The organism is Methylibium sp. (genome assembly GCF_031393925.1).
Lineage (GTDB): Bacteria > Pseudomonadota > Gammaproteobacteria > Burkholderiales > Burkholderiaceae_C > Methylibium.
In genome coordinates this window covers 1-22,867 of sequence record NZ_JANMWL010000029.1, presented here as the reverse complement: position 1 = coordinate 22,867, position 22,867 = coordinate 1, and the positions used below count along the sequence as shown (strand labels likewise).

Sequence of the window (22,867 nt, the reverse complement as noted above, 5' to 3'; positions counted from 1 at the left end):
CTCTCAACGCGGTGGTATCGACCCCTAGAATTCGCGCCACTCTTTCACGCGGCGAGGACCGGTCTCATGCAATGCGCCTCATACGGCTTCAGTGGTGAACGGCCTTCGTCAATGACGCGCTGGCTCGGGCTGGCCGTCGCCGCGGCGTTGCTCGGTGCCTGCGGCGGCGGTGGGGGTGGCAGCGCTGCACCCGCCGATGCTTCGTCGCCGCCGACGGCCTCGCTCGCGCAGCATTGCTCGCCCAACAATCCGTGGCGTGCCGACGCCAGCGTCACCCCGCGTGCGGGGAGCCTCGCCGACGAGAAGCGCTGGCTGCGCAGCTACTTCAACGATGCCTACCTTTGGTATGGCGAGGTGCCCATCGTGGACGCCACGGCCGCGGCCTACAGCGCGGATACGAGCGCCGGCTTCTACCCGTCCATCGACGCCTACTTCGAAGCGCTCGAGTCGCCCGTGTTCACCGCCTCCGGCAAGCGCAAGGATGCTTTCAGCTTCACCTACCCAACCCGCCAGTGGCGCGAGTTGTCGCAGTCGGGCATCGTGCTGGGTTACGGCATCGAGTTCACGTTCGGCTCAGTCACGCCGCCGCGCGACATCCGCATCGCCTACATCGAGACCGGCTCGCCGGCCGCCGCAGCCGGCCTGCAGCGCGGCGACACCTTGCTGTCGGCCAACGGCGTCTCGGCCGACGTCGCGACGCAAGCCGAGATCGACGTGCTCCAGGCCGCGCTGTTTCCCACCGCAGCGGTGAGTTCGAGCTTGCGCTTCAGCCGCGCCGGCAGCGTCCTTCCCGTTCTGTCGTTGGCGGCGGCTGCGGTCGTCAAGCAACCGGTGCTGGTCGCCAAGGTGCTGGACGTCGGTGGCGCCAAGGTCGGCTATCTGCTGTTCAACGACCACCTCGCCACGGCCGAGGCGCCACTGATCGCCGCAGTCAACGGCTTCAAGCTCGCCGGCATCAGCGACCTGGTGCTCGACGTGCGCTACAACGGCGGTGGCTATCTCTACATCGCCAGCCAGCTCGCCGCCATGATCGCCGGCACCGAGCGCACCACCGGCAAGGTGTTCGAGCGCCTGCAGTACAGCGACAAGCGCAGCGCCGACTCCAGCAGTGCCGATGCGGCCACGCCGTTCTACGACACCAGTTGCGACCTCGATGCTGCGTTCAGCTGCACCACGTCCGCGCCGCTGCCCACGCTCGGCCTGGCGCGGGTGTTCGTGCTGACCAGCGGCTCGACCTGCTCGGCGAGCGAATCGATCGTCAACGGCCTGCGCGGCGTCGACATCGACGTGCGCCTGGTCGGCAGCCAGACCTGCGGCAAGCCGTATGGCTTTACCGCCAAGGACAACTGCGGCATCTCCTATTTCCCGATCGAGTTCAAGGGAATCAACGCCAAGGGCTTCGGCGACTATGCCGACGGCCTTGCGGCGGAGTGCGGCGCCGCGGACGACCTGGGCAAGCCGCTCGGCGACATTGCCGAGGGCCAGCTGGCCGTGGCCTTGCAGTGGCGCGCCAGCGGCACCTGTGCGGCTCCGGTCGCCAGCCGCCTGGCCGTTCGCGGCGCGACCGCTGAAGCGGCGCTCAGGCGCGGTCCACTGCGCGAAAACCGCATCGTGCTGCCGCTGGCGCGCTGAGCGGGCTCGCGGCATGGCGACCGATTCCGTTGCGATCCTGCTGCTGCCCGGCTGGCAGAACAGTGGCGAGGCGCATTGGCAGACTCACTGGGAGCGCCAGCACGGCCACGTCCGCGTCGAACAGGGCGATTGGCAGTGGCCACTGCGCGGCGACTGGATGGCGCGGCTAGAGGAGGTGCTGCTCGACGCCGCTTATTGTGCTGGGCCTTGCTGCCTGGTGGCGCACAGCTTGGGCTGTCAACTCGTTGCGGCCTGGGCAGCGCACACGCGCCACGCCGCCACGGTGTGCGGCGCGCTGCTGGTCGCGCCGCCCGACGTCGAGCGTGCCGATGTGCCACCGCAGATCGCTGCGTGGCGGAAGGTCGCGTGGCAGCGGCTGCCGTTCGCCTCGACCCTGGTGATGAGCAGCGACGATCCCTATTGCAGCGCGGAGCGCGCCGGTGCCATGGCGCAAGCCTGGGGCGCCACGCTGGTGGCGGCCGGCCCGCGCGGCCACCTCAACGGCGACTCCGGGCTCGGCGACTGGCCCGCAGGGTTGGCGCTGCTCGACGCACTTATCAAGGCATGAACGCAAACCGACCGCGCCCCGTCGGGCCGGTCACGGAGAATGCCGCATGGCGACCAAAAAACTCAAAGGCCTCGGCCTCGGCCTCGAAGCATTGCTCGGCCCCAAGGTCCGGGAGTCGGCGGCCCATTCTGAGCTGAACGCGGCGCCGACCGTGTTGGCCCTCGAGCGGCTGCGCCCTGGCAAGTATCAGCCGCGCACCCGCATGGACGAAGGATCGCTCTACGAGCTGGCCGAGAGCATCAAGAGCCAGGGTGTGATGCAGCCGATTTTGGTGCGACCGGTGGCCGAAGGAGGCTACGAGATCATCGCGGGCGAGCGGCGCTTTCGTGCCGCGCGCCTGGCCGGGCTCGCCGAGGTGCCGGTGCTCGTCAAGGACGTGTCCGACGAATCGGCTGCGGTCATGGCCCTCATCGAAAACATGCAGCGCGAGGACCTGAACCCGCTCGAGGAAGCGCAGGGACTCAAGCGGCTGACCGACGAGTTTGGCCTCACCCACGAACAGGCGGCGCAGGCGGTCGGCCGCTCACGCAGCGCTGCCAGCAACCTGTTGCGCCTGCTCAACCTGGCCGAGCCGGTGCAGCAGATGTTGATGGCCGGCGACCTTGACATGGGGCATGCGCGCGCGTTGCTGGCGCTCGAGCGCGCCCAGCAGATCACCGCCGGCCACGAGATCGTTGCGCGCAAGATGACGGTGCGCGACGCCGAGCGGCTGGTGGCGCGCGCTACCGCGGGCGGACGGCAGACGCAGCTGCTGCGCGGCAAGCAGGCCAAGTCGCGCGACATCACGCGGCTTGAAGAAGAACTCGCTGACCGGCTCACCGCCGCGGTCGAGATTCGCATCAAGAGCCGCAGCAAGCGCGGGGAGCAAGGCGAAGTCGCGATTGCCTTCGGCTCGCTCGACGAACTCTCGGGTTTGCTGGACAAGCTGCGCGGCTGAGCCGCGTTGCGGCGCCGCTCGAGCGCACCGGCCGCGGTTGAACTCCCGTGAGTGCTTCACGGTCCAAGCTTGCAGGCCTGATGTTTGCCCTGGCAACGTGAAAGGCTGCGCGCGCGTTGCTTGCAACATGTTGGCCGGCAGGCGCATCCTCAATCACGTCCCCGACGTATGGGAGACGCATGGTGGTTCCGGTTTGTTCGCTTCGACTCAGGGGTTTTCTGTAGGATCAATGGCAGCGGTAGCGCCGCACAGTGGTCAGACCTTCAAAGGGCGAAGGCGACCACGTGGCGACGCCGCCACCTGAGCTTTACATGGAGGACACGATGGATGTGATCAGCAGCTTTGCAGCGCGCTACGAGCGCAGCCGTGAAGAGGAATTCACCCTCGAGGAATATCTCGATATCTGCAAGCGGGAGCCGGTGGCCTACGCCACAGCGGCCGAGCGCATGCTGAGGGCGATTGGCGAGCCCGAACTCGTCGACACGCGCAACGATCCGAGGATGTCGCGCCTGTTCGCCAACAAGGTGATCAAGCGCTACCCGGCCTTTGCCGAGTTTTACGGCATGGAGGACGCGATCGAGCAGGTCGTTTCCTACTTCCGCCATGCCGCGCAGGGCTTGGAGGAAAGAAAGCAGATCCTCTACCTGCTTGGCCCGGTGGGCGGCGGCAAGAGCTCGATCGCCGAGCGACTCAAGCTGCTGATGCAGGACGTGCCGTTCTACGCCATCAAAGGCTCGCCGGTGAACGAGTCACCGCTGGGGCTGTTCGATGCGCTGGAAGACGGGCCGATCCTCGAGAAGGAATACGGCATCCCTTCACGCTACCTCCACCGCATCCTGAGCCCGTGGGCGGTCAAGCGGCTGGACGAATACGGCGGCGACATCCGCAAGTTCAAGGTCGTCAAGCGCCACCCGTCGATCTTGAAGCAGATCGGTGTGTCCAAGACCGAGCCGGGCGACGAGAACAATCAGGACATCAGCTCGCTGGTGGGCAAGGTCGACATCCGCAAGCTCGAGACCTTTGCGCAGGACGATCCCGACGCCTATAGCTTCTCGGGTGGCCTGTGCCTGGCCAACCAGGGCCTGCTCGAATTCGTCGAGATGTTCAAGGCGCCGATCAAGGTGCTGCACCCGCTGCTCACGGCCACGCAGGAAGGCAACTTCAAGGGCACCGAGGGGTTCGGTGCGATCCCCTTCGACGGCATCATCCTCGCCCACAGCAACGAGAGCGAGTGGAAGGCGTTTCGCAACAACAAGAACAACGAGGCCTTCCTCGACCGCATCTACATCGTGAAGGTGCCGTACTGCCTGCGCATCAATGAAGAGGTGAAGATCTACGAGAAGCTGATCCGCGGATCGTCGCTCATGCACGCGAAGTGCGCGCCGGGCACGCTCAAGATGATGGCGCAGTTCGCGGTGCTGTCGCGCCTGAAGGAGCCGGAGAACTCGTCGCTGTTCAGCAAGGCGTTGGTCTACGACGGCGAAAGCTTGAAGGACACCGACCCCAAGGCCAAGAGCTACCAGGAGTACCGCGACTACGCCGGCGTCGACGAAGGCATGAGCGGGGTCTCGACGCGCTTTGCGTTCAAGATCCTGTCGAAGGTTTTCAACTTCGACAGTAGCGAGGTGGCCGCCAATCCGGTGCATCTGATGTACGTGCTAGAGCAGCAGATCGAGCGCGAGCAGTTCCCGGCCGAGACCGAGACTCGCTATCTCGGTTTCATCAAGGAGTTCCTGGGCGCACGCTATGCCGAGTTCATCGGCAAGGAAATCCAGACCGCCTACCTCGAGAGCTACAGCGAGTACGGTCAGAATATCTTCGACCGCTATGTCACCTACGCCGACTACTGGATTCAGGACCAGGAGTACCGCGACACCGACACCGGCGAGGTGTTCGATCGCGGCTCGCTCAACGGCGAGCTCGAGAAGATCGAAAAGCCCGCGGGCATCTCCAACCCCAAGGACTTCCGCAACGAGATCGTCAACTTCGTGCTGCGCGCGCGCGCCAACAACGCCGGCAACAACCCGTCGTGGACGAGCTACGAGAAGCTGCGCACGGTGATCGAGAAGAAGATGTTCTCCAACACCGAGGAACTTCTGCCGGTCATCAGCTTCAATGCCAAGGCCAGCGCTGACGAGGCAAGGAAGCACGAGGACTTTGTCAACCGCATGGTTGAAAAGGGCTACACACCCAAACAGGTGCGGCTGCTGTGCGAGTGGTACTTGCGCGTGAGAAAGAGCAGCTAGGCGGAGGTCATACCAGCGAGGATGCATGGCGCTGCAACAGATCATCGACCGCCGGCTTGCCGGCAAGAACAAGTCGATCGGCAACCGCGAGCGCTTCCTGCGCCGTCACAAGACGCAGATTCGCGAGGCCGTGCGCAAGGCGGTGGCCGGGCGCGGCATTCGCGACATCGAAAAGGGCGAAGACATCCACCTGCCCAAGCGCGACGTCTCCGAGCCGCTGTTCGGCCACGGCACGGGCGGCACGCGCGAGACGGTCCACCCCGGCAACAAGGAATACGTGCGCGGCGACCGCATCAAGCGGCCCGAGGGCGGCCAGGGCGGGGGCGGCTCGCAGGCGAGCGACTCGGGCGAAGGAGACGACGACTTCGTCTTCCACCTGAGCCGCGAAGAGTTCATGCAGGTGTTCTTCGACGACTTGGCACTGCCCAACCTCGTGAAGACCGATCTCGCCGAAGTGCCCGAGTACAAGACCCGGCGCGCCGGATTCACCAGCGATGGCAGCGCCAGCAACCTGCATATCGTGCGCTCGATGCGCGGCGCCATCGGCCGGCGCATTGCGCTGGGCGCCGACACGCGGCGCGAGTTGCGCCACCTGGAGGCACAACTCGCCAGCCTGCGCAAGCATGCACGGCTGGACAGTGGCTGGGTCGACCTCGACCCGGGCCACGAGCTTCGCCAGCGCGAAATCAAGGAGCTGGAGGCGCAGATCGACGTGCTGCGCCAGAAGGTGGCGCGCATTCCCTACCTCGACCCGATCGACCTTCGCTACCGCAACCGCGTGCGCGTCCCGGTGCCCACCACCAAGGCAGTGATGTTCTGCCTGATGGACGTGTCGGGCTCGATGGACGAGGCACGCAAGGATCTTTCAAAGCGCTTTTTCATCCTGCTCTATCTTTTCTTGACGCGCCACTACGAGCACATCGAGCTGGTGTTCATTCGCCATCACACGCAGGCGCAGGAAGTCGATGAAGAAGGCTTCTTCCACTCCACCGAGACCGGCGGTACGGTGGTGTCGAGCGCGCTGGTGCTGATGGAAGAGATCATCCGCAACCGTTACCCCACCAGCCAGTGGAACATCTACGGCGCGCAGGCCAGCGACGGCGACAACTGGCACCACGACAGCGGCCGTTGCCGCGAGATCGTTGCCGATCAGCTGCTGCCGCTGTGCCGCTATTTCGCCTACGTGCAAGTGGCCGAACCCGAGCAGAATCTCTGGGAGGAATACGCCCAGCTCGCCGAAGCCCATGCGCACTTCGCGATGCGCAAGGTGCTCGAGCCTTCGCACATCTACCCGGTGTTTCGCGAATTGTTCAAGAAGGAAGGTGCTTCATGAAGCGCTCTGCAACGGCACCCGCGGCGCCCGCACCCGCGACGCCCGACCTGTTCACGGCACTTGATCGCCCCGACCCGCTCGGCGCCCCGAAGCCGCTTCGTGCCAGCGATATCCAGGCGCCGCCGCGCGCCAAGCACGTGCTGCCGAGCACGAGCGACTGGACCTTCGAGCTCATCGACCAGTACCACGACGTCATTCGCAGCACCGCCAGGAGCTACGGCCTGGACACCTACCCCAACCAGCTCGAGATCATCACCGCCGAGCAGATGATGGACGCTTATGCGTCGGTGGGCATGCCGGTGAATTACCGGCATTGGAGCTATGGCAAGGAGTTCATCGCCACCGAAAAGAACTACCGCCGCGGCCACATGGGTCTGGCCTACGAAATCGTCATCAATTCCAACCCTTGCATCAGTTATCTGATGGAAGAAAACTCGATGGCGATGCAGGCGCTGGTGATCGCGCACGCCGCCTACGGGCACAACAGTTTCTTCAAGGGCAATTACCTGTTTCGCATGTGGACCGACGCGTCGTCGATCATCGACTATCTGGTCTACGCCAAGAACTACATCGCCGAATGCGAGGAGCGCCGCGGCCTTGAAGCCGTCGAGAACCTGCTCGACAGCTGCCACGCACTCATGAACCACGGCGTCGACCGTTACCGGCGCCCCACCAAGCTGTCGCTCGCGCAGGAACAGGCCCGGCGTGTCGAGCGCGAGGCCTATGCGCAGCAGCAGGTCAACGACATGTGGCGTACGCTGCCCAGGCGCGCTGAGCGCGCCGCCGAGGAGTCCGAAGCGCGGCGCTACCCCGAGGAGCCGCAGGAGAACCTGCTGTACTTCATCGAAAAGAACGCACCGCTGCTCGAACCCTGGCAGCGAGAAGTGGTGCGCATCGTTCGCAAGGTGGCGCAGTATTTTTATCCGCAGCGCCAGACCCAGGTCATGAACGAAGGCTGGGCGACCTTCTGGCACCACCGCCTGCTCAACACCATGTACGACAACGGTCACCTGGCCGACGGCATGATGGTGGAGTGGCTCAAGTCGCATACCAATGTGATCTACCAGCCGCCGGTCGGCCACCCGGGCTACAGCGGTATCAACCCGTATGCGCTCGGCTTTGCGATGTACACCGACTTGAAGCGCATCTGCGAAAAACCCACCGAGGAAGACCACCACTGGTTCCCCGGTATCGCTGGCGCGGACTGGCTGCAGACGATCGACCACGCCATGCGTAACTTCAAGGACGAGAGCTTCATCGGTCAGTACCTCTCGCCCCACCTCATGCGTGAGATGCGCCTGTTCGCCGTGCTCGACGACGACAAGCAGCCCGAGCTTGAAATCTCCGCCATCCACGACGAAAGCGGCTACCGCAAGGTGCGCGAAGCGCTGTCGCGCCAATACGATCTCGGCCAGCGCGAGCCCAATATCCAGGTCTGGAATGTCAACCGCCGCGGCGATCGCTCGCTCACACTGCGGCACCTGCAGCACAACGACCGCCCGCTCGGCGAGCAGACGCATGAAGTGCTCAAGCACGTGGCGCGGCTGTGGGGCTTTGATGCGCACATGGAAAGCGTCGATGCCGACGGGCAGGTCACCAAGAAATGGAGCGTCGCCGCGCCCTCCGAATGAGGGCACGCGCTGCACGAACGCGGCGCAGCGACCCAAGCGCTGCGGCAAGGGCAAGGGCGAGAGGGGCGCGGGGCAATCCCCTGCGAGGTGTGCAACCGGCGGTCCATGGCGGGCCGTCACTGCGTGCGCAGGAGTGAGCAATGGCCGAGCTTCGCAACCAAGACCGATCGGGGATCGCGTCGGACGGCTCGCCGCTCGGCGATGCTGAGGGCCAGCGCCTTGCCGCGCTCTACCGCTACGGCGTGCTCGATACCACCGCCGAGCCGGCGTTCGACGCGCTTGCCTCGCTGGCCGCATGGTTCTGCGGCGCTAGCACGTCGCTCATCTCCCTGGTTGACCGCGACCGCCTGTGGTTCAAGTCGCGTCTGGGCTTCGACGCCGAGAGCGCGCCGCGCACCAATGCGCCGTGCGCAAGCGCGATCCTCGAGCCCGACGAATTGCTCTTGCTCGAAGACCAGCGCGGCGACGCGCGGTTTGCCGCCCATCCGGCCATCGGCGCGGCAGCGGGCTGGCGTTTCTATGCCGGAGCACCGCTCGTCACCCCCGAAGGCTGGCCGATCGGAACGCTCTGCGTGCTGGGCCGCGAGCCCAGGCGCCTGTCGAAGCGGCAGCAGGAGGCGCTTCGCCTGCTCGCCGAACAGGTCGTCGCACAGCTCGAACTGCGGCGCGCGCGCACCCTGCTCGAGGCGCAAGGCAGCACCGACGACGTGACCGGTGTGTGGAACCGCCAGGCCTTCGAGCGCCGGCTGCTCGAAGAATGGGCGCGGTGGGGCCGTCACGGCGGCAACCTGGCGCTGCTGGCCGTTGACCTTGACCACTTCAAGCACTTCAATGATCTGCATGGCCACGTGCGCGGCGATGAGGCGCTGCAGCAGGTTGCGCTCGCGCTGGAGGGCACGCTGCGCGCGCACGACGTGCTGGCGCATTTCGGCGCGGGCGAGTTCGGCGTGATCCTGCCAATGACCGACGCCAGCGGCGCAACCGCGGCCGCCGAACGCACCCACTGCGCGATGGATGAACTCGTCTGGGCCGTCGAACCGCTTACGGTAAGCGTCGGCGTCGCGGTGGCCATCCACGGCAGCGACGTCGAAGCCACCGCGCTCGCGGTCCGTGCCCACCGCGCCCTGACGCTCGCCAAGGCGCACGGGCGCGACCGGGTGGAAGTCTGCCTGGCGTGAGTGTGGCCTGAGCTGAGAGACGGGGCCCCCATGCGCCGGCGGCCCGGCGAGGGCTGAGCCGGGTCAGAACTCGAAGATCTTGCCCGGGTTCATGATGTTGCGAGGGTCGAGCGCGTGCTTGATCGCGCGCATCAGCGCCACGCCGCCGATGCCGGCTTCGTCTTGCAGGAAACCCATCTTGTGCAGCCCGATGCCGTGCTCGCCGCTGCACGTTCCCTCCATCGCCAGTGCGCGCTCGACCAGCTGACGGTTGAGCCGCTCGGCGGTATCGCGTTCGTGCGGCGCGGCGGGGTTGATCAGGTAGCCGACATGAAAGTTGCCGTCCCCGACATGGCCGACGATGAAGTACGGAATGCCGCTGGCGTCGACCTCGGCCACGGTGTCGTTGATGCACTCGGCCAGCCGCGAGATCGGCACGCAGGTGTCGGTGGTGACGGCACGGCAGCCGGGGCGCGTCTGCAACGCCGAGAAATACGCGTGGTGGCGCGCTGCCCACAGCCGCGTGCGCTCTTCCGGCGTGGTCGCCCACTGGAAGCCGCCCGCGCCGCAGTCGGCCGTGATGGCCTGCACCGTCTCGGCCTGCTCCTTCACGCCTGCCGGGCTGCCGTGGAACTCCATCAGCAGCATCGGCGACTCGTGCAGGCCCAGCTTGTCGTGCGCGTTGACGGCGCGAATGGCATGCGCGTCGAGCAGTTCGCAGCGCGCGATCGGCACGCCCATCTGGATGATCTGGATGGTCGCGCGCACCGCCGCGTCGATGTCGGGGAAGTGGCACACCGCAGCACTGATCGCCTCGGGCAGCGGGTAGAGCCTGAGCGTGATCTCGGTCATGACGCCGAGCGTGCCCTCGCTGCCGACGAACAGACGCGTCAGGTCGTAGCCGGCGCTGCTCTTTCTCGCGCGCGAGCCGGTGCGCACCACCTCGCCGCTGGCGGTGACGACCGCGAGGCCCAGCACGTTCTCGCGCATCGTCGCGTAGCGCACCGCGTTCGTGCCGCTGGCGCGCGTGGCGGCCATGCCGCCGAGCGTGGCGTCGGCGCCGGGGTCGATCGGGAAGAACAAGCCCTCATGACGGATCGCCTCGTTGAGCTGCTTGCGCGTGACGCCGGCCTCGACCGTGGCCGTCAGGTCCTCGGCATTCACGCGCAGCACCGCGTTCATGCGCGACAGATCAATGCTCACACCGCCTTGCACCGCGAGCAGATGACCCTCGAGCGACGAGCCCACGCCGAACGGGATGACTGGGACGCCGTGCTGCTGCGCGAGTGCGACGGTGAAGGCAACGTCTTCGGTCGTGAGTGCGTAGACCACCGCGTCGGGCGGGGGCACGTCGAACGGCGATTCGTCTCGACCATGCTGTTCGCGCACTGCGCGCGCGGTCGAGCAGCGTTCACCGAAGCGCGCCTTCAGCGCTTCGACCATGGCGGGGGGCACCGGCCGCGGGTCCAGCCGCGGTGTGGTCAGCGAGCGCAAGTCGTTCGGCGCGTTCATCGCAATCTCCTTGGCGGCTGCCAGTGTTGGAAGTGACATTCTAGAAAGAGCGCTGGCCGAGCGCCGCCTTGCTAGCATGCGCCCATGGCAAACCGCTTGACCCAGATCGCCACGCGCACCGGCGACGACGGCACCACGGGCCTCGGCGACGGCTCGCGCGTGCCCAAGGACCATTTGCGCGTGCAGGCGATGGGAGACGTCGACGAGCTGAATTCAACGCTCGGCGTACTGCTCGCCGAGCCGCTGCCCGACGACGTGCGCGAGCTGCTCGTCGTCATTCAGCACGAGCTTTTCAACCTTGGGGGTGAGCTGTCTATTCCCGGCTTCGAGCTGCTCAAGGAAGACGCCGTGTTGCGTCTGGACGAGGCGCTGGCGCATTACAACGCCGCGCTGCCGCGCTTGCTGGAGTTCATCTTGCCGGCGGGCACGCGCAGTGCGGCCATCGCGCATGTCGGGCGTACCGTGGCACGGCGCGCCGAACGGGCGGTGGTGGCGCTGACGGCTGTCGACGCCGTGCGGGCCGCTCCGCGCCACTATCTCAACCGCCTCTCCGATCTGCTGTTCGTGCTCGCGCGGGTGTTGAACCGCGCCAACCTCGACGGCCTGGGCGGCGACGACGTGTACTGGAAGAGCGAGCGCCTGCAGCGCCAGCAAGACTGAGCTGGATCAGCCGAGAGTCCCTGCGGACTGTCGACCCGGCTCAGCCACGAGTTCGCGATGCAGCCAGGCCCGCGTTGGCATCACGTCGCCGCCGCGCCGCCTCGACCGCGCCGTGCCTTCACCGCATGGCTCAGCACATCCAGCACCGCCAGTGAATCGTCCCAGCCGATGCACGCGTCGGTGATGCTCTGGCCGTAGGTGAGCCGCGCCGGGTCGTCCGCGCCGGGCGTGAACTTTTGCGCGCCCGGCTGCAGATGACTCTCGACCATCACGCCGAACACCTGCCGGCTGCCGCCGGCGAGCTGCTCGGCGATGTTGCGCGCCACGTCGAGCTGTTTCTGGTGTTGCTTGCTGCTGTTGGCATGCGAGCAGTCGACCATCAAGGTCGCCGACAGCTTGGCGGCGGCCAACTCGGCGCAGGCCGTGCCCACGCTTTGCGCGTCGTAGTTCGGCGCCTTGCCGCCGCGCAGGATGACGTGGCAGTCCTGGTTGCCGCGCGTCTGGACGATCGCGACCTGGCCGTTCTTGTGGACCGACAGGAAGTGGTGCGGCTGGCTCGCCGAATGAATGGCATCGACCGCGATCTTGAGGTTGCCGTCGGTGCCGTTCTTGAAGCCGATCGGCGCGCTGATGCCCGAGGCCAGCTCGCGGTGGACCTGGCTTTCGGTGGTGCGCGCACCGATCGCGCCCCAAGAGATCAGGTCACCGATGTATTGCGGCGAGATCACGTCGAGGAATTCGCTGCCCGAAGGCAGCCCCAGGCGCCCGATCTCCATGAGCAGCTGGCGCGCGATGCGCAGGCCTTCGTCGATGCGAAAGCTCTCGTCGAGGTAGGGGTCGTTGATGAGGCCTTTCCAGCCGACCGTGGTGCGCGGCTTCTCGAAGTACACGCGCATCACGATCTCCAGCGTGTGGGCGTGCCGCTCGCGCTCGACCTTGAGCTTGCGGGCGTAGTCGAGCGCGGCCGCGGGGTCATGGATGGAACACGGCCCGATGATGACCAGCAAGCGATCGTCGCTGCCGCTGATGATGTCGCGAATGCGTCGGCGCGTGCTGCCCACCAACTCTTCGACGGGTGTGCCGCGCACCGGGAAAAAGCGGATCAGGTGCTCGGGCGGCGGCAACGGCGTCACGTTTTCAATGCGCTCGTCGTCGGTCTGGCTGGTCCGGTCGGCGGGCGCAGCCCAGCCTTCGAGGGCGTTTGTTTGCACGGCATTCATCGCGATTTCTCCGGTGGATTTTGTTGAACTCGGGTTGGCAGGCAGGCGAAAAAAAACCGCCGGGGGAGGGCCCGGCGGTTTGGGGATTCGGTCTGCGCTTTCGTTTGCTGCCTAGGCGCTGGCCTCTCCTGCGCCGGGGCGGCGAGAGATGCAGAAATACGCAAAAAAGTAGGCGTTCGAGCGCATGGGTCGGCAATGTAGCACGCGAGTTGCCGCGGGCGTTAATACGCCTGGGCCTCGAAGCCCTGCGCGCGCAGCCGTGCCGTCACCGCGTCGATGTGCGCATGGTTACGTGTCTGCAGCACCAGTTCCACCTCGGCGTTCTGTACCGACAGGGTGGTGAAGGCGCGCTGGTGATGCACCTCTTCGATGTTGGCGCCCGCTTCGGCCACGGCGGCGGTGATGCGCGCCAGCGCACCCGGCGCATCGCGCGCGCCGACACGAATGCGTGCCAGCCGACCGGCGCGCACCATGCCGCGCTCGATGATGGCCGCGAGCAGCAGCGGGTCGATGTTGCCGCCGCACAGCACCAGGCCGACCTTGCGGCCGGCATAGCGCTCCGGCTCCTTGAGCAGCGCCGCAAGGCCCGCCGCGCCGGCGCCCTCGACCAGCGTCTTCTCGATCTCCAGCAGCATCACGATCGCCTGCTCGATCAGGCCTTCGTCGACCAGCACCAGGTCGTCGACCAGCCGCCGCACCAGCTCGCGCGTGAGGCGGCCCGGCTCGCCGACGGCGATGCCCTCGGCGATGGTGCTCGTGCCTTGCGGGTGCGTGCTGCCGGTGATGGCGTTGACCATCGACGGAAAGCGCGCGGTCTGCACTCCGATGATGCGCAGCCCGGCCTTCAGCGCGCGCGCCGCGGTCGCGACGCCCGCGATCAGCCCGCCGCCGCCGACCGCGATCACCAGCGTGTCGAGTTCCGGCTGGGCGCGCAGCATCTCTAGGCCGATGGTGCCCTGGCCGGCGATCACCAGCGGGTCGTCGAAGGGGTGGACGAAGGCGAGTCCGTGCTGGCGTGCCAGCTGCAAAGCGTGCGCCTGCGCTTCATCGAAGCCTTCGCCGTGCAGCACCACCTCGGCGCCGAAGCCGCGTGTGCGCTCCACCTTGACCGCAGGCGTTGTGAGCGGCATCACGATCATGGCGCGCAGACCCAGACGCTGGGCATGGTGGGCCACGCCCTGCGCGTGGTTGCCGGCCGAGGCAGCGATCACCCCGCGCAGTGGCGCCCCGCCGGCATCGCGCGCCGCCACCAGGGCCAGCAACTTGTTGAGGGCGCCGCGCTCCTTGAACGAGGCGGTGAACTGCAGGTTCTCGAACTTCAGGAACACCTGCGAGCCGGTGATCTGCGAGAGCGTCTTCGATTCGACGCAGGGCGTGTCGAGCACTTGGCCGGCAAGCCGCGCAGCGGCGGCTTCGACATCGGCCAAGGTGACCGATGCCGCTTCGCTCAAGCAGTGCCCCCGACGGTGAGCCCGTCGATGCGCAAGGTCGGCTGGCCGACGCCGACCGGCACGCTCTGGCCTTCCTTGCCGCAGGTGCCCACGCCGGGGTCGAGCTCGAGATCGTTGCCGATCATCTTCACGCGGGTGAGCGCATCCGGCCCGTTGCCGATGATGGTCGCGCCCTTCACCGGGTACTGGATGCGGCCGTTCTCGACCCAGAACGCTTCGCTGGCGGAGAACACGAACTTGCCGCTGGTGATGTCGACCTGTCCTCCGCCGAAGTTGGTGGCATACAGGCCCTTCTTCATCGAGGCGACGATCTCATCCTTGCTCTTGTCGCCGCCGAGCATGTAGGTGTTGGTCATGCGCGGCATCGGCACGTGGGCGTAGCTTTCGCGCCGGCCGTTGCCGGTGGGGGCCACCTTCATCAGCCGTGCGTTCATCGAGTCCTGGATGTAGCCGCGCAAGATGCCGTCTTCGATCAGCACGTTGCGCTGTGTGGCATTGCCTTCGTCGTCCACATTGAGCGAGCCGCGCCGGTCGGGGATGGTGCCGTCGTCGAGCACGGTCACGCCCTTGGCCGCCACGCGCTGGCCGACCCGGCCCGCAAATGCGCTGGAGCCCTTGCGGTTGAAGTCGCCTTCCAGGCCGTGGCCGATGGCTTCGTGCAGCAAGATGCCCGGCCAGCCCGGGCCGAGCACGACCGTCATCTCGCCGGCCGGCGCGGGGCGGCTCTCCAGGTTGGTGAGCGCCGCGTTGACCGCCTGGTCAACGTAGCCGGCAATGATGTCGTCATGAAAATAGCCTAGGCCGAAGCGCCCACCGCCGCCGCCCGAGCCGCTCTCGCGACGACCGTCCTGCTCGGCGATTACCGTCACCGACAGGCGCACCAGCGGGCGCACGTCGGCGGCCAGCACCATTTCCTTGCCGACAGCCCGCGCCACCAGGACCACGTCGTACTCGCCGGCCAGGCCGGCCATCACCTGCACGATGCGCGGGTCGCGGGCACGCGCCATCTTCTCCACCCGCTCGAGCAAGGCGACCTTGCGCGTGCTGTCGAGCGTAGCGATCGGGTCCATGCCGGCGTAGAGCGTGCGGCTGCCGGCGATGCGGGGCGCACCGGCGATCTTCACCTTGCGACTCTGGCCCGCGGCGGCGATGGTGCGCACCGTGCGCGCCGCGTCGAGCAGCGCGGCCTCGGAGATGTCGTCGCTGTAGGCGAACGCCGTCTTCTCGCCGGCCACGGCGCGCACGCCCACGCCCTGGTCGATGCCGAAGCTGCCGCTCTTGACGATGCCCTCCTCGAGGCTCCAGCCTTCGCTGCGGGTGTACTGGAAGTACAGGTCGGCGTCGTCGATGCGATGCTCGCCGATCAGGCGCAATGCGCCTTGCAGCTTGGCTTCGTCGAGGCCGAAGGGTTCGAGCAGGAGTCGGCGGGCAACGCCAAGGCGCTCGAGAGTGGGTTCGCAGGTGATCATGCTCGATTCTAGGCAGGCGGCGGTTCGGCGGCGCTTCAAGATTCTTTACCGCACCGATGCCGCGGCGACGCAGTTCGCCGCGACTCGCGGCGTTGTAATGGGTGGTGGGCATCTCCCCACTGCAAGAGGAGGAAACAATGTCGATCCGAACCGCATTTGCAGGCACCGCCCTGGCGCTCGTCTGCGCCGCCAGCCTTGCCCAGACCGCCACGCCGCGCGTCGACCAGCGCGAAGCCAACCAGGACGCCCGTATCCAGCAGGGTGTCGCAAGCGGCCAACTCAACGCTCGCGAGACCTACCGGCTGGAAAAGGAGCAGGCGCGCATCAACGCCGTCGAGGTCAAGGCCAAATCCGATGGCCATGTGACGGCCAAGGAGCGGGGCCGGCTGCACAAGTTGCAGAACGGCGCCAGTCGCGACATCCACCGCCAGAAACACGACCGGCAGACGGCGCCTGGGCGCTGAGATGACCGACCCCGGCGCACTTGCGGTGCTGCCCTCCGGGGGCGCGCCCAGCCTTCTCGGGGCGGCCCGTCGAGGGTTGAGTTCACCGCTCAGCGCGTCGCTTCGTCCTTGAGACGCAGCGCGCGCTCGTAGAGGGCATTGCGCGGCGCGCCACTGGCTTCGGCGGTGAGCGCGACCGCCTGCTTCAAGGGCAGAGCGGCCAGCAGAATGCGCAAGAGGTGTTCGGCGGTGACCGTTGGCACTTCGTCGCTGCGCGCGGCACGGGTCAGTGCATGCAGTATCAGCACGAACTCGCCGCGCAGGCGGTTCGTGTCGGCGTCGAGCCAGGCCGGGAGCGCCGCGGCGGGCAGGGTGTCGATGCTTTCGAACTGCTTGGTGAGCTCGCGGCACAGGGTCACAGGCCGGGCCGGCATCGCTTGCGCAAGCGCTTGGGCAAGCGCGACGATGCGGTGCGGCGCTTCGAACAGCACGGTGGTCTCGGCGGTTTGCCGTGCCAGCTCATCGAGCTGCGCCGCGCGCTCGGCGGTCTTGCCGGCCAGGAAGCCGAGAAAGCGAAAGCTGCCACCCTGGACGTCGCCTGCGGCGCTGAGCGCAGTGGTCACGCTGCTGGGCCCCGGCAGCGGCATCACCCGGTGGCCGGCCGCACGCACGGCGGCGACCAGGCGCGCGCCGGGGTCGCTCACCGCCGGTGTGCCGGCATCGCTCGCGTAGGCCACGCGCTCGCCGCGCGAGAGGCGCTCGACCACCGCCCGCGCCGCTTCGGCCTCGTTGTGTTCGTGCAGCGCCAGCAGCGGCTTGTCCAGGCCCAGGTGGCGCAGCAGCACGGCGCTCACGCGCGTGTCTTCGCAGGCCACGGCATCGGCCAGCGCCAGCGCATGCACGGCCCGCAGCGTGATGTCGGCCAGGTTGCCGATCGGCGTGGCGACGATGTAGAGCGTGCCTTTGGGATACTGCTGCGCGCCGGCCGCATTCGCGGCGGCCTGCTGAATCAACGAGGCATCGATGGTCACGACCAAGGCTCAGGGGGATGAAGGCGAGGCCCGCGCGCTCGAGCATCTGCAGCGCGCCGGTCTGCGGTTGGTGGAGCGCAATTATCGAGTCGCCGCCGGACCGCGCGCACGCGGCGGCGAGATCGACCTCGTCTTGCGCGAGCGCGACGGCACCCTGGTGTTCGTGGAAGTGCGCGCACGCGCCGCCGCCTCGCGGGGCGGCGCCGCCGCCACCGTCTCAGCTACCAAGCAGGCTCGCCTGCTGTTCGCGGCGCGGCACTACCTGCTGCGCTTCGGCGCTGCCTTGCCGGCATGCCGCTTCGATGTGGTAGCCATCGACGGCGATCGGCTCGATTGGCTGCGTGCCGCGTTCGATGCCGGCTGATGGGTCGCGTGAATCGCCCTGCGACCCCTGCTGCAGGCCGTCGGAGCGCGTCATTCCGGGAACCCGATGCTTCGGGGGCGTGTCATATCATCGTGAGCATGCTTGAACAACGCATCCAGAGGCATTTCTTCGACTGTGCCGACCTGATGAACCAATCGGCCGAGGTGCTCAGCAAGCCGATCGCTGACGCGGTGCAGGCGGTACTCGGTTGCATCACCGCCGGCGGCAAGGTGCTCGCCTGCGGCAATGGCGGCTCGGCCGGCGACGCTGCGCATTTCGCCGCCGAGTTCGTCGGACGTTTCGAGCGCGAGCGGCCCGGTCTCGCGGCCATCGCGCTCAATACCGACACCTCCATCCTCACCGCCATCGCCAACGACTACGCCTTCGACCAGGTGTTCGCCAAGCAGGTGCAGGCGCTGGGCAACCCGGGCGATGTGCTGCTCGCCATCACGACCAGCGGCAACTCGGCCAACGTGCTGACGGCCGTCGACGTGGCGCACGAGAAGGACATGACCGTGATCGCGCTGACCGGCCGCGGCGGTGGCAAGCTCGGTGCGCGCCTGATCGAAACCGATGTCCACCTGTGCGTGCCGCACGAACGCACCGCGCGCATCCAGGAAGTGCATATCCTCGCGATTCACTGCATCTGCGATGCGGTCGACTCGCAACTGCTCGGCGAACAGGATCCCGCATGACACCACGACACCCCCCCCCTCCGCTGTCTCTCGAGCGCCGACCGCTGCGCGGCCTGGTCGCCGCCAGCGTCGCCGCGCTCACGCTGGCCGGCACCCTCGCCGGCTGTGCGCCCTTGCTGATCGGGGGCGCAGTGGCCGGCGGTGCGGTGATGTTCGCGGATCGCCGCACCTCGGGCACGCAGATCGAGGATCAGGGCATCGAGCTCAAGGCGGGCTCGCGCATCAAGGAAGCGATCGGCGATCGTGGCCACGTCAACGTGACGAGCTACAACCGCACCGCGCTGATCACCGGCGAGGTGCCCACCGAAGCCGACAAGGTGGCGGTGGAAGCCGCGATGGCCCGCACGGAGAATGTGCGTTCGACGCTCAACGAGCTGGCGATCGGTTTCCCGAGTTCGCTCGTGGATCGCTCCAACGACGCGCTCATCACCGGCAAGGTCAAGGCGAGCTACGTCGACGCGCGCGACATCTTCGCCAACGCCTACAAGGTGGTCACGGAGCGCGGCATCGTCTACCTGATGGGCCGGGTGACGGAGCGCGAAGCCGATCGCGGCGTTGCGATCGCGCGCGGCGTGGCCGGTGTGCAGAAGGTGGTCAAGGCTTTCGAGATCATCACCGAAGCGGAGTTGGCGCAAGGCTCCACCACGCGCGGCGACGCCGCCAAGCCCGCTTCCGGGCCTCGTTAGAACGCTTGCCGGGTCCGGGTCCGGGCCCCCGGGCGAAACAAGGTCAACGCAGGCGGCGGATCAGGCTGGAGGTGTCCTGCCGCCGCCCACCGGTGGCCTGCAGGTCGGCGTAGAACTGGTCGACCAGGGCCGTGACCGGCAGGCGCGCACCGTTGCGGTTGGCTTCGGCCAGGCACAGCCCGAGGTCCTTGCGCATCCAGTCGACCGCGAATCCGAAGTCGAACTTGTCGTCGATCATGGTCGGGCCGCGGTTGTCCATCTGCCAGCTCTGCGCGGCGCCCTTGCCGATGACGCCGAGCACCGCCTTCATGTCCAGCCCGGCCTTCTGCCCGAAAGCAATGGCCTCGGCCAGGCCCTGCACCAGCCCCGCGATGCAGATCTGGTTGACCATCTTCGCCAGCTGGCCCGCGCCCGACTCGCCGAGCAGCGTCACGGCCTTCGAATAGGCCATCGCAATCGGTTGGATGCGCGCGAATGCGGCCGCGTCGCCGCCGCACATCACCGTGAGCGTGCCGTTGACGGCGCCGAGGCTGCCGCCGGAAACCGGCGCATCGATGAAGCCCAGCCCGCGCGCACGCGCCGCCGCATCCAGCTCGCGCGCGATGTCGGCCGAAGCGGTGGTGTGGTCGACGAACACCGCGCCGCGCTTCATGCCTCCCAAAGCGCCATCGGCACCGAGCGTGACGGCGCGCAGGTCGGCGTCATTGCCGACGCAGGCGAACACCACGTCGGCGTCAGTGGCGGCTTCGCGCGGCGTCGCTGCAGCGCGTCCACCGTATTCACCGACCCACGCCTGCGCCTTGGCCGCGGTGCGGTTGTAAACGGCGACGCGGTGCCCGGCGCGCGCGAGGTGGCCCGCCATGGGATGGCCCATCACGCCCAGGCCGAGAAAGGCGACGGCGTACGAGGCGACTTGATCGTAGATCTTGGAGGTGCTCATGGCACGATGCTGCCATGAAAACCAGGGTGACCCGGCTGCTGCCGGGGCGCCGGGCGACGCCTAGACGATGGTCAGATGCTCGGTGCCCGCGGCGAGGTCGGAGTTGCGCGCGCGGTGGCTGTTGAGCTTGATCTGCAGTCGCAGGTCGTTCACCGAGTCGGCGTTGCGCAGCGCATCTTCATACGTGATGACCTGGCCTTCGTAGAGGTCGAACAGGCTTTGGTCAAAGGTCTGCATGCCAAGCTCGCGGCTGCGCTTCATCAACTCCTTGATCTCGGCCACCTCGCCCTTGAAGATCAGGTCGGCGATGAGCGGCGTGTTGAGCATGATCTCGACGGCCGCGGCGCGACCCTTGCCTTCCTGGCGCGGCAACAGGCGCTGCGACACCATCGCCTTGATGTTGAGCGACAGGTCCATCAGCAGCTGGGTGCGGCGCTCTTCGGGAAAGAAATTGATGATGCGGTCGAGTGCCTGGTTGGCGCTGTTGGCATGCAAGGTGGCCATGCACAGGTGGCCGGTCTCGGCAAAGGCGACCGCATGCTCCATCGTCTCGCGGTCGCGTATTTCGCCCATCAGGATGACGTCGGGCGCCTGGCGCAGCGTGTTCTTGAGCGCCGCTTCCCAACCATCGGTGTCGATGCCGACCTCGCGCTGCGTGACGATGCAGTTCTTGTGCGGGTGGACGAATTCGACCGGGTCCTCGATGGTGATGATGTGGCCGAAGGAATTCTCGTTGCGGTAGTCGACCATCGCCGCGAGCGACGTGCTCTTGCCCGAGCCGGTGGCACCCACGAAGATGACCAGGCCACGCTTGGAGCTGGCCACGTCCTTGAGGATCTGCGGCAGCGCCAGCGAGTCGATCGTCGGCAAGGTCGCCGGGATCGTGCGCATCACCAGGCCGACATGCCCCTGCTGCATGAAGGCGTTGACGCGAAAGCGGCCGATGCCGGTGGGCGAGACCGCGAAGTTGCATTCCTTGGTGCGCTCGAACTCCGCTGCCTGCTTGTCGTTCATGATCGAGCGCGCCAGCGCAAGGGTGTGCTGCGGCGTCAGCGGCTGCGGCGACACCTTGGTGACCCGCCCGTCGACCTTGATGGCCGGCGGAAAGTCGGCGGTCAGGAACAGGTCGGAGCCGTTGCGCGTGATCAAGAGGCGCAGCAGGTCGTTGATGAATTTCGAGGCTTGGTCGCGTTCCATGACTTCCCTATTTCTACCTCTACCGTTGACTCGTCCCTCGGCGCATTAGCCGGGGAAGTTCTCGGGAATTTTGGCCCGGCTGCGCGCCTCGGCCGGCGTGATCACGTTGCGGCGCACCAGCTCGGTCAGGTTCTGGTCCAGCGTCTGCATGCCCAAGGTGATGCCGGTCTGGATGGAGCTGTACATCTGCGCCACCTTGGCCTCGCGAATCAAATTGCGGATGGCCGGGGTGCCCAGCATGATTTCGTGCGCGGCGACACGGCCGGAGCCATCTTTGAGCTTGCACAGCGTCTGCGAGATCACGCCGATCAGCGACTCCGACATCATGGCGCGCACCATGTCTTTCTCGGCCGCCGGAAACACGTCGATTACGCGGTCGATGGTTTTGGCGGCGCTCGAGGTGTGCAGGGTGCCAAACACCAGGTGACCGGTCTCGGCGGCGGTGAGCGCCAGGCGAATGGTTTCCAGGTCACGCATTTCGCCGACCAGAATCGCGTCGGGGTCCTCGCGCAGCGCCGAGCGCAGTGCATTGGAGAAGCTCAGCGTGTGCGGGCCGACCTCGCGTTGATTGATGAGGCAGCGTTTGGAGTCATGCACGAACTCGATCGGGTCTTCGACGGTGAGGATGTGGCCGTACTCGTTCTCGTTGAGGTGGTTCACCATCGCCGCTAGCGTGGTGCTCTTGCCCGAACCCGTGGGGCCGGTCACCAGCACCAGGCCGCGCGGCTTGAGCGAGAGATCGGCAAAAATCTTCGGCGCGGCCAGCTGCTCGAGGGTGAGGATCTTGCTCGGAATGGTGCGAAACACCGCGCCCGAACCGCGGTTCTGGTTGAAGGCATTGACGCGAAAGCGCGCCAGGCCCTGAATCTCGAACGAGAAGTCGCACTCCAGCGTCTCTTCGTACGCCTTGCGCTGCGAGTCGTTCATGATGTCGTACACCATGTCGTGCACGCTCTTGTGGTCCAGCGGATCCACGTTGATGCGCCGCACGTCGCCGTGAACGCGGATCATCGGTGGAAGCCCGGCGGAGAGGTGCAGGTCGGAGGCCTTGTTCTTGACCGAGAACGCCAGCAGCTGGGTGATGTCCATGGAGTTGCGTTGTGCGCCTGAGCGAGCGGCGACGGCAGGAGTTCAAAGGATTATGGAGACGATCTCGCGCAAGATACAAGAAGTGAGCGGGCGCATCGCACGCGCGTGTGCCGCGGCGGGACGTGCCGTGCCAAGCGTCACGCTGCTGGCGGTGAGCAAGACGCAGACAGCCGACACCGTGCGCGCGGCGCTCGCCGCCGGCCAGCGATGCTTTGGCGAGAACTACGTGCAAGAAGGGCTGGGCAAGATCGCCGCGCTGGCCGATCAACGCGCGCATCTGGCGTGGCACCTGATCGGACCGGTGCAGGCCAACAAGACTCGCGACGTGGCCGAAGCCTTTGACTGGGTGCATTCGGTGGACCGGCTCAAGATCGCGCAGCGGCTGAGCGATCAGCGCCCCCCCGACCTGCCTGCGCTGCAGGTCTGCCTGCAGGTCAACATCAGCGGCGAGACGAGCAAGAGCGGTCTGGCACCGGGCGAGGTCGACGCGGTCGCGCGCGCGGTCGCGGCGCTGCCGCGGCTGAAGCTGCGCGGGCTGATGGCGATCCCCGAGCCCGCGCCGGATGTGCAGGCGCAGCGCCGCCCGCACCGTGCCTTGCGCGAACT

At 67.0% G+C, this 22,867-nt stretch carries 21 protein-coding genes; 13 read left to right on the top strand and 8 right to left on the bottom strand.

Translation table 11 applies throughout. The features are described 5' to 3' along the window. The first annotated feature begins 111 nt into the window (after positions 1 to 111). The 7 genes from RMO12_RS01980 to RMO12_RS01950 all read left to right on the top strand — a co-directional run bounded on the left by RMO12_RS01980 (position 112) and on the right by RMO12_RS01950 (position 9,525). Entirely contained in the window at positions 112 to 1,632 is a 1,521-nt protein-coding gene (locus tag RMO12_RS01980) for a S41 family peptidase (RefSeq protein WP_309625014.1), read from the top strand. 13 nt (positions 1,633 to 1,645) lie between these two features. Next, positions 1,646 to 2,200, top strand: a complete 555-nt coding sequence (locus RMO12_RS01975; RefSeq protein WP_309638010.1) for an alpha/beta hydrolase — start codon at positions 1,646 to 1,648, stop codon at positions 2,198 to 2,200. A 46-nt stretch (positions 2,201 to 2,246) separates the two neighbouring features. Then, positions 2,247 to 3,137 (top strand): ParB/RepB/Spo0J family partition protein, encoded by an 891-nt coding sequence (locus RMO12_RS01970; RefSeq protein WP_309625012.1) that lies wholly within the window; start codon positions 2,247 to 2,249, stop codon positions 3,135 to 3,137. A gap of 323 nt (positions 3,138 to 3,460) precedes the next feature. Beyond that, complete coding sequence (locus tag RMO12_RS01965) at positions 3,461 to 5,383, top strand: PrkA family serine protein kinase (protein WP_309638009.1); 1,923 nt, start codon at positions 3,461 to 3,463, stop codon at positions 5,381 to 5,383. A 25-nt stretch (positions 5,384 to 5,408) separates the two neighbouring features. Beyond that, positions 5,409 to 6,716, top strand: coding sequence for a YeaH/YhbH family protein (locus tag RMO12_RS01960; protein WP_309625011.1), 1,308 nt, complete (start codon positions 5,409 to 5,411; stop codon positions 6,714 to 6,716). Next, positions 6,713 to 8,347, top strand: a complete 1,635-nt coding sequence (locus RMO12_RS01955; RefSeq protein ID WP_309638008.1) for a SpoVR family protein — start codon at positions 6,713 to 6,715, stop codon at positions 8,345 to 8,347. Before RMO12_RS01960 ends, RMO12_RS01955 begins: the two co-directional genes overlap by 4 nt. A gap of 140 nt (positions 8,348 to 8,487) precedes the next feature. Further along, the gene (locus tag RMO12_RS01950; RefSeq protein ID WP_309638007.1) at positions 8,488 to 9,525 is read left to right on the top strand and encodes a sensor domain-containing diguanylate cyclase; all 1,038 of its coding nucleotides are present in this window, start codon (positions 8,488 to 8,490) and stop codon (positions 9,523 to 9,525) included. 63 nt (positions 9,526 to 9,588) lie between these two features. Here the strand turns inward: RMO12_RS01950 and RMO12_RS01945 are convergent, their stop codons facing one another. Then, positions 9,589 to 11,016, bottom strand: a complete 1,428-nt coding sequence (locus RMO12_RS01945; protein ID WP_309638006.1) for an FAD-linked oxidase C-terminal domain-containing protein — start codon at positions 11,014 to 11,016, stop codon at positions 9,589 to 9,591. Positions 11,017 to 11,100: 84 nt separating this feature from the next. On the opposite strand from RMO12_RS01945, the gene RMO12_RS01940 reads away from it, so the two are divergent. Next, positions 11,101 to 11,676: a cob(I)yrinic acid a,c-diamide adenosyltransferase gene (locus RMO12_RS01940; protein ID WP_309624430.1), complete on the top strand. Its 576-nt coding sequence runs from the start codon at positions 11,101 to 11,103 to the stop codon at positions 11,674 to 11,676. A gap of 80 nt (positions 11,677 to 11,756) precedes the next feature. On the opposite strand, the gene RMO12_RS01935 is transcribed toward RMO12_RS01940, so the two are convergent. The 3 genes from RMO12_RS01935 to tldD all read right to left on the bottom strand — a co-directional run bounded on the left by RMO12_RS01935 (position 11,757) and on the right by tldD (position 15,816). Continuing rightward, a complete protein-coding gene (locus RMO12_RS01935) occupies positions 11,757 to 12,896 on the bottom strand; it encodes a 3-deoxy-7-phosphoheptulonate synthase (RefSeq protein ID WP_309638005.1) in 1,140 nt (379 codons plus the stop codon). A 221-nt stretch (positions 12,897 to 13,117) separates the two neighbouring features. Continuing rightward, positions 13,118 to 14,347: a threonine ammonia-lyase gene (locus RMO12_RS01930; protein WP_309626852.1), complete on the bottom strand. Its 1,230-nt coding sequence runs from the start codon at positions 14,345 to 14,347 to the stop codon at positions 13,118 to 13,120. Beyond that, positions 14,344 to 15,816 carry a metalloprotease TldD gene (tldD, locus tag RMO12_RS01925; protein ID WP_309626853.1) on the bottom strand — a complete coding sequence of 491 codons (1,473 nt, stop codon included), beginning with the start codon at positions 15,814 to 15,816 and terminating at the stop codon, positions 14,344 to 14,346. Before tldD ends, RMO12_RS01930 begins: the two co-directional genes overlap by 4 nt. A 137-nt stretch (positions 15,817 to 15,953) precedes the next feature. On the opposite strand from tldD, the gene RMO12_RS01920 reads away from it, so the two are divergent. Beyond that, positions 15,954 to 16,280, top strand: a complete 327-nt coding sequence (locus tag RMO12_RS01920) for a hypothetical protein (RefSeq protein WP_309626854.1) — start codon at positions 15,954 to 15,956, stop codon at positions 16,278 to 16,280. An 89-nt stretch (positions 16,281 to 16,369) separates the two neighbouring features. On the opposite strand, the gene rsmI is transcribed toward RMO12_RS01920, so the two are convergent. Beyond that, positions 16,370 to 17,290, bottom strand: a complete 921-nt coding sequence (gene rsmI / locus RMO12_RS01915) for a 16S rRNA (cytidine(1402)-2'-O)-methyltransferase (RefSeq protein ID WP_309626855.1) — start codon at positions 17,288 to 17,290, stop codon at positions 16,370 to 16,372. On the opposite strand from rsmI, the gene RMO12_RS01910 reads away from it, so the two are divergent. From RMO12_RS01910 to RMO12_RS01900, 3 genes are all read left to right on the top strand, one after another. Beyond that, positions 17,283 to 17,654, top strand: coding sequence for a YraN family protein (locus RMO12_RS01910; protein WP_309626856.1), 372 nt, complete (start codon positions 17,283 to 17,285; stop codon positions 17,652 to 17,654). The genes rsmI and RMO12_RS01910 overlap by 8 nt on opposite strands. 98 nt (positions 17,655 to 17,752) lie before the next feature. Next, positions 17,753 to 18,349, top strand: coding sequence for a phosphoheptose isomerase (locus RMO12_RS01905; RefSeq protein ID WP_309626857.1), 597 nt, complete (start codon positions 17,753 to 17,755; stop codon positions 18,347 to 18,349). Then, positions 18,346 to 19,035 (top strand): BON domain-containing protein, encoded by a 690-nt coding sequence (locus RMO12_RS01900; RefSeq protein WP_309626858.1) that lies wholly within the window; start codon positions 18,346 to 18,348, stop codon positions 19,033 to 19,035. Before RMO12_RS01905 ends, RMO12_RS01900 begins: the two co-directional genes overlap by 4 nt. Positions 19,036 to 19,078: 43 nt before the next feature. Here RMO12_RS01900 and RMO12_RS01895 read toward each other — a convergent pair whose 3' ends face one another. The 3 genes from RMO12_RS01895 to RMO12_RS01885 are packed head-to-tail and all read right to left on the bottom strand — an operon-like array spanning position 19,079 to position 22,261. Next, positions 19,079 to 19,975 carry an NAD(P)-dependent oxidoreductase gene (locus RMO12_RS01895; protein WP_309638004.1) on the bottom strand — a complete coding sequence of 299 codons (897 nt, stop codon included), beginning with the start codon at positions 19,973 to 19,975 and terminating at the stop codon, positions 19,079 to 19,081. A 60-nt stretch (positions 19,976 to 20,035) separates the two neighbouring features. Next, positions 20,036 to 21,172, bottom strand: coding sequence for a PilT/PilU family type 4a pilus ATPase (locus RMO12_RS01890; RefSeq protein WP_309626860.1), 1,137 nt, complete (start codon positions 21,170 to 21,172; stop codon positions 20,036 to 20,038). A 45-nt stretch (positions 21,173 to 21,217) separates the two neighbouring features. Next, the gene (locus RMO12_RS01885) at positions 21,218 to 22,261 is read right to left on the bottom strand and encodes a type IV pilus twitching motility protein PilT (protein ID WP_309638003.1); all 1,044 of its coding nucleotides are present in this window, start codon (positions 22,259 to 22,261) and stop codon (positions 21,218 to 21,220) included. 52 nt (positions 22,262 to 22,313) lie between these two features. Between RMO12_RS01885 and RMO12_RS01880 the strand changes: the two genes are divergently transcribed. Beyond that, positions 22,314 to 22,867, top strand: a 554-nt coding sequence (locus RMO12_RS01880) for a YggS family pyridoxal phosphate-dependent enzyme (protein WP_309638002.1), incomplete at its 3' end; no start/stop codon positions are given.

Coding starts and splice junctions, on each gene's coding strand:
- RMO12_RS01980 (WP_309625014.1), top strand. CDS start 112: ATGACGCGCTGGCTCGGGCTGGCCGTCGCCGCGGCGTTGCTCGGTGCC.
- RMO12_RS01975 (WP_309638010.1), top strand. CDS start 1,646: ATGGCGACCGATTCCGTTGCGATCCTGCTGCTGCCCGGCTGGCAGAAC.
- RMO12_RS01970 (WP_309625012.1), top strand. CDS start 2,247: ATGGCGACCAAAAAACTCAAAGGCCTCGGCCTCGGCCTCGAAGCATTG.
- RMO12_RS01965 (WP_309638009.1), top strand. CDS start 3,461: ATGGATGTGATCAGCAGCTTTGCAGCGCGCTACGAGCGCAGCCGTGAA.
- RMO12_RS01960 (WP_309625011.1), top strand. CDS start 5,409: ATGGCGCTGCAACAGATCATCGACCGCCGGCTTGCCGGCAAGAACAAG.
- RMO12_RS01955 (WP_309638008.1), top strand. CDS start 6,713: ATGAAGCGCTCTGCAACGGCACCCGCGGCGCCCGCACCCGCGACGCCC.
- RMO12_RS01950 (WP_309638007.1), top strand. CDS start 8,488: ATGGCCGAGCTTCGCAACCAAGACCGATCGGGGATCGCGTCGGACGGC.
- RMO12_RS01945 (WP_309638006.1), bottom strand. CDS start 11,016: ATGAACGCGCCGAACGACTTGCGCTCGCTGACCACACCGCGGCTGGAC.
- RMO12_RS01940 (WP_309624430.1), top strand. CDS start 11,101: ATGGCAAACCGCTTGACCCAGATCGCCACGCGCACCGGCGACGACGGC.
- RMO12_RS01935 (WP_309638005.1), bottom strand. CDS start 12,896: ATGAATGCCGTGCAAACAAACGCCCTCGAAGGCTGGGCTGCGCCCGCC.
- tldD (WP_309626853.1), bottom strand. CDS start 15,816: ATGATCACCTGCGAACCCACTCTCGAGCGCCTTGGCGTTGCCCGCCGA.
- RMO12_RS01920 (WP_309626854.1), top strand. CDS start 15,954: ATGTCGATCCGAACCGCATTTGCAGGCACCGCCCTGGCGCTCGTCTGC.
- RMO12_RS01910 (WP_309626856.1), top strand. CDS start 17,283: ATGGTCACGACCAAGGCTCAGGGGGATGAAGGCGAGGCCCGCGCGCTC.
- RMO12_RS01905 (WP_309626857.1), top strand. CDS start 17,753: ATGCTTGAACAACGCATCCAGAGGCATTTCTTCGACTGTGCCGACCTG.
- RMO12_RS01900 (WP_309626858.1), top strand. CDS start 18,346: ATGACACCACGACACCCCCCCCCTCCGCTGTCTCTCGAGCGCCGACCG.
- RMO12_RS01895 (WP_309638004.1), bottom strand. CDS start 19,975: ATGAGCACCTCCAAGATCTACGATCAAGTCGCCTCGTACGCCGTCGCC.
- RMO12_RS01890 (WP_309626860.1), bottom strand. CDS start 21,172: ATGGAACGCGACCAAGCCTCGAAATTCATCAACGACCTGCTGCGCCTC.
- RMO12_RS01885 (WP_309638003.1), bottom strand. CDS start 22,261: ATGGACATCACCCAGCTGCTGGCGTTCTCGGTCAAGAACAAGGCCTCC.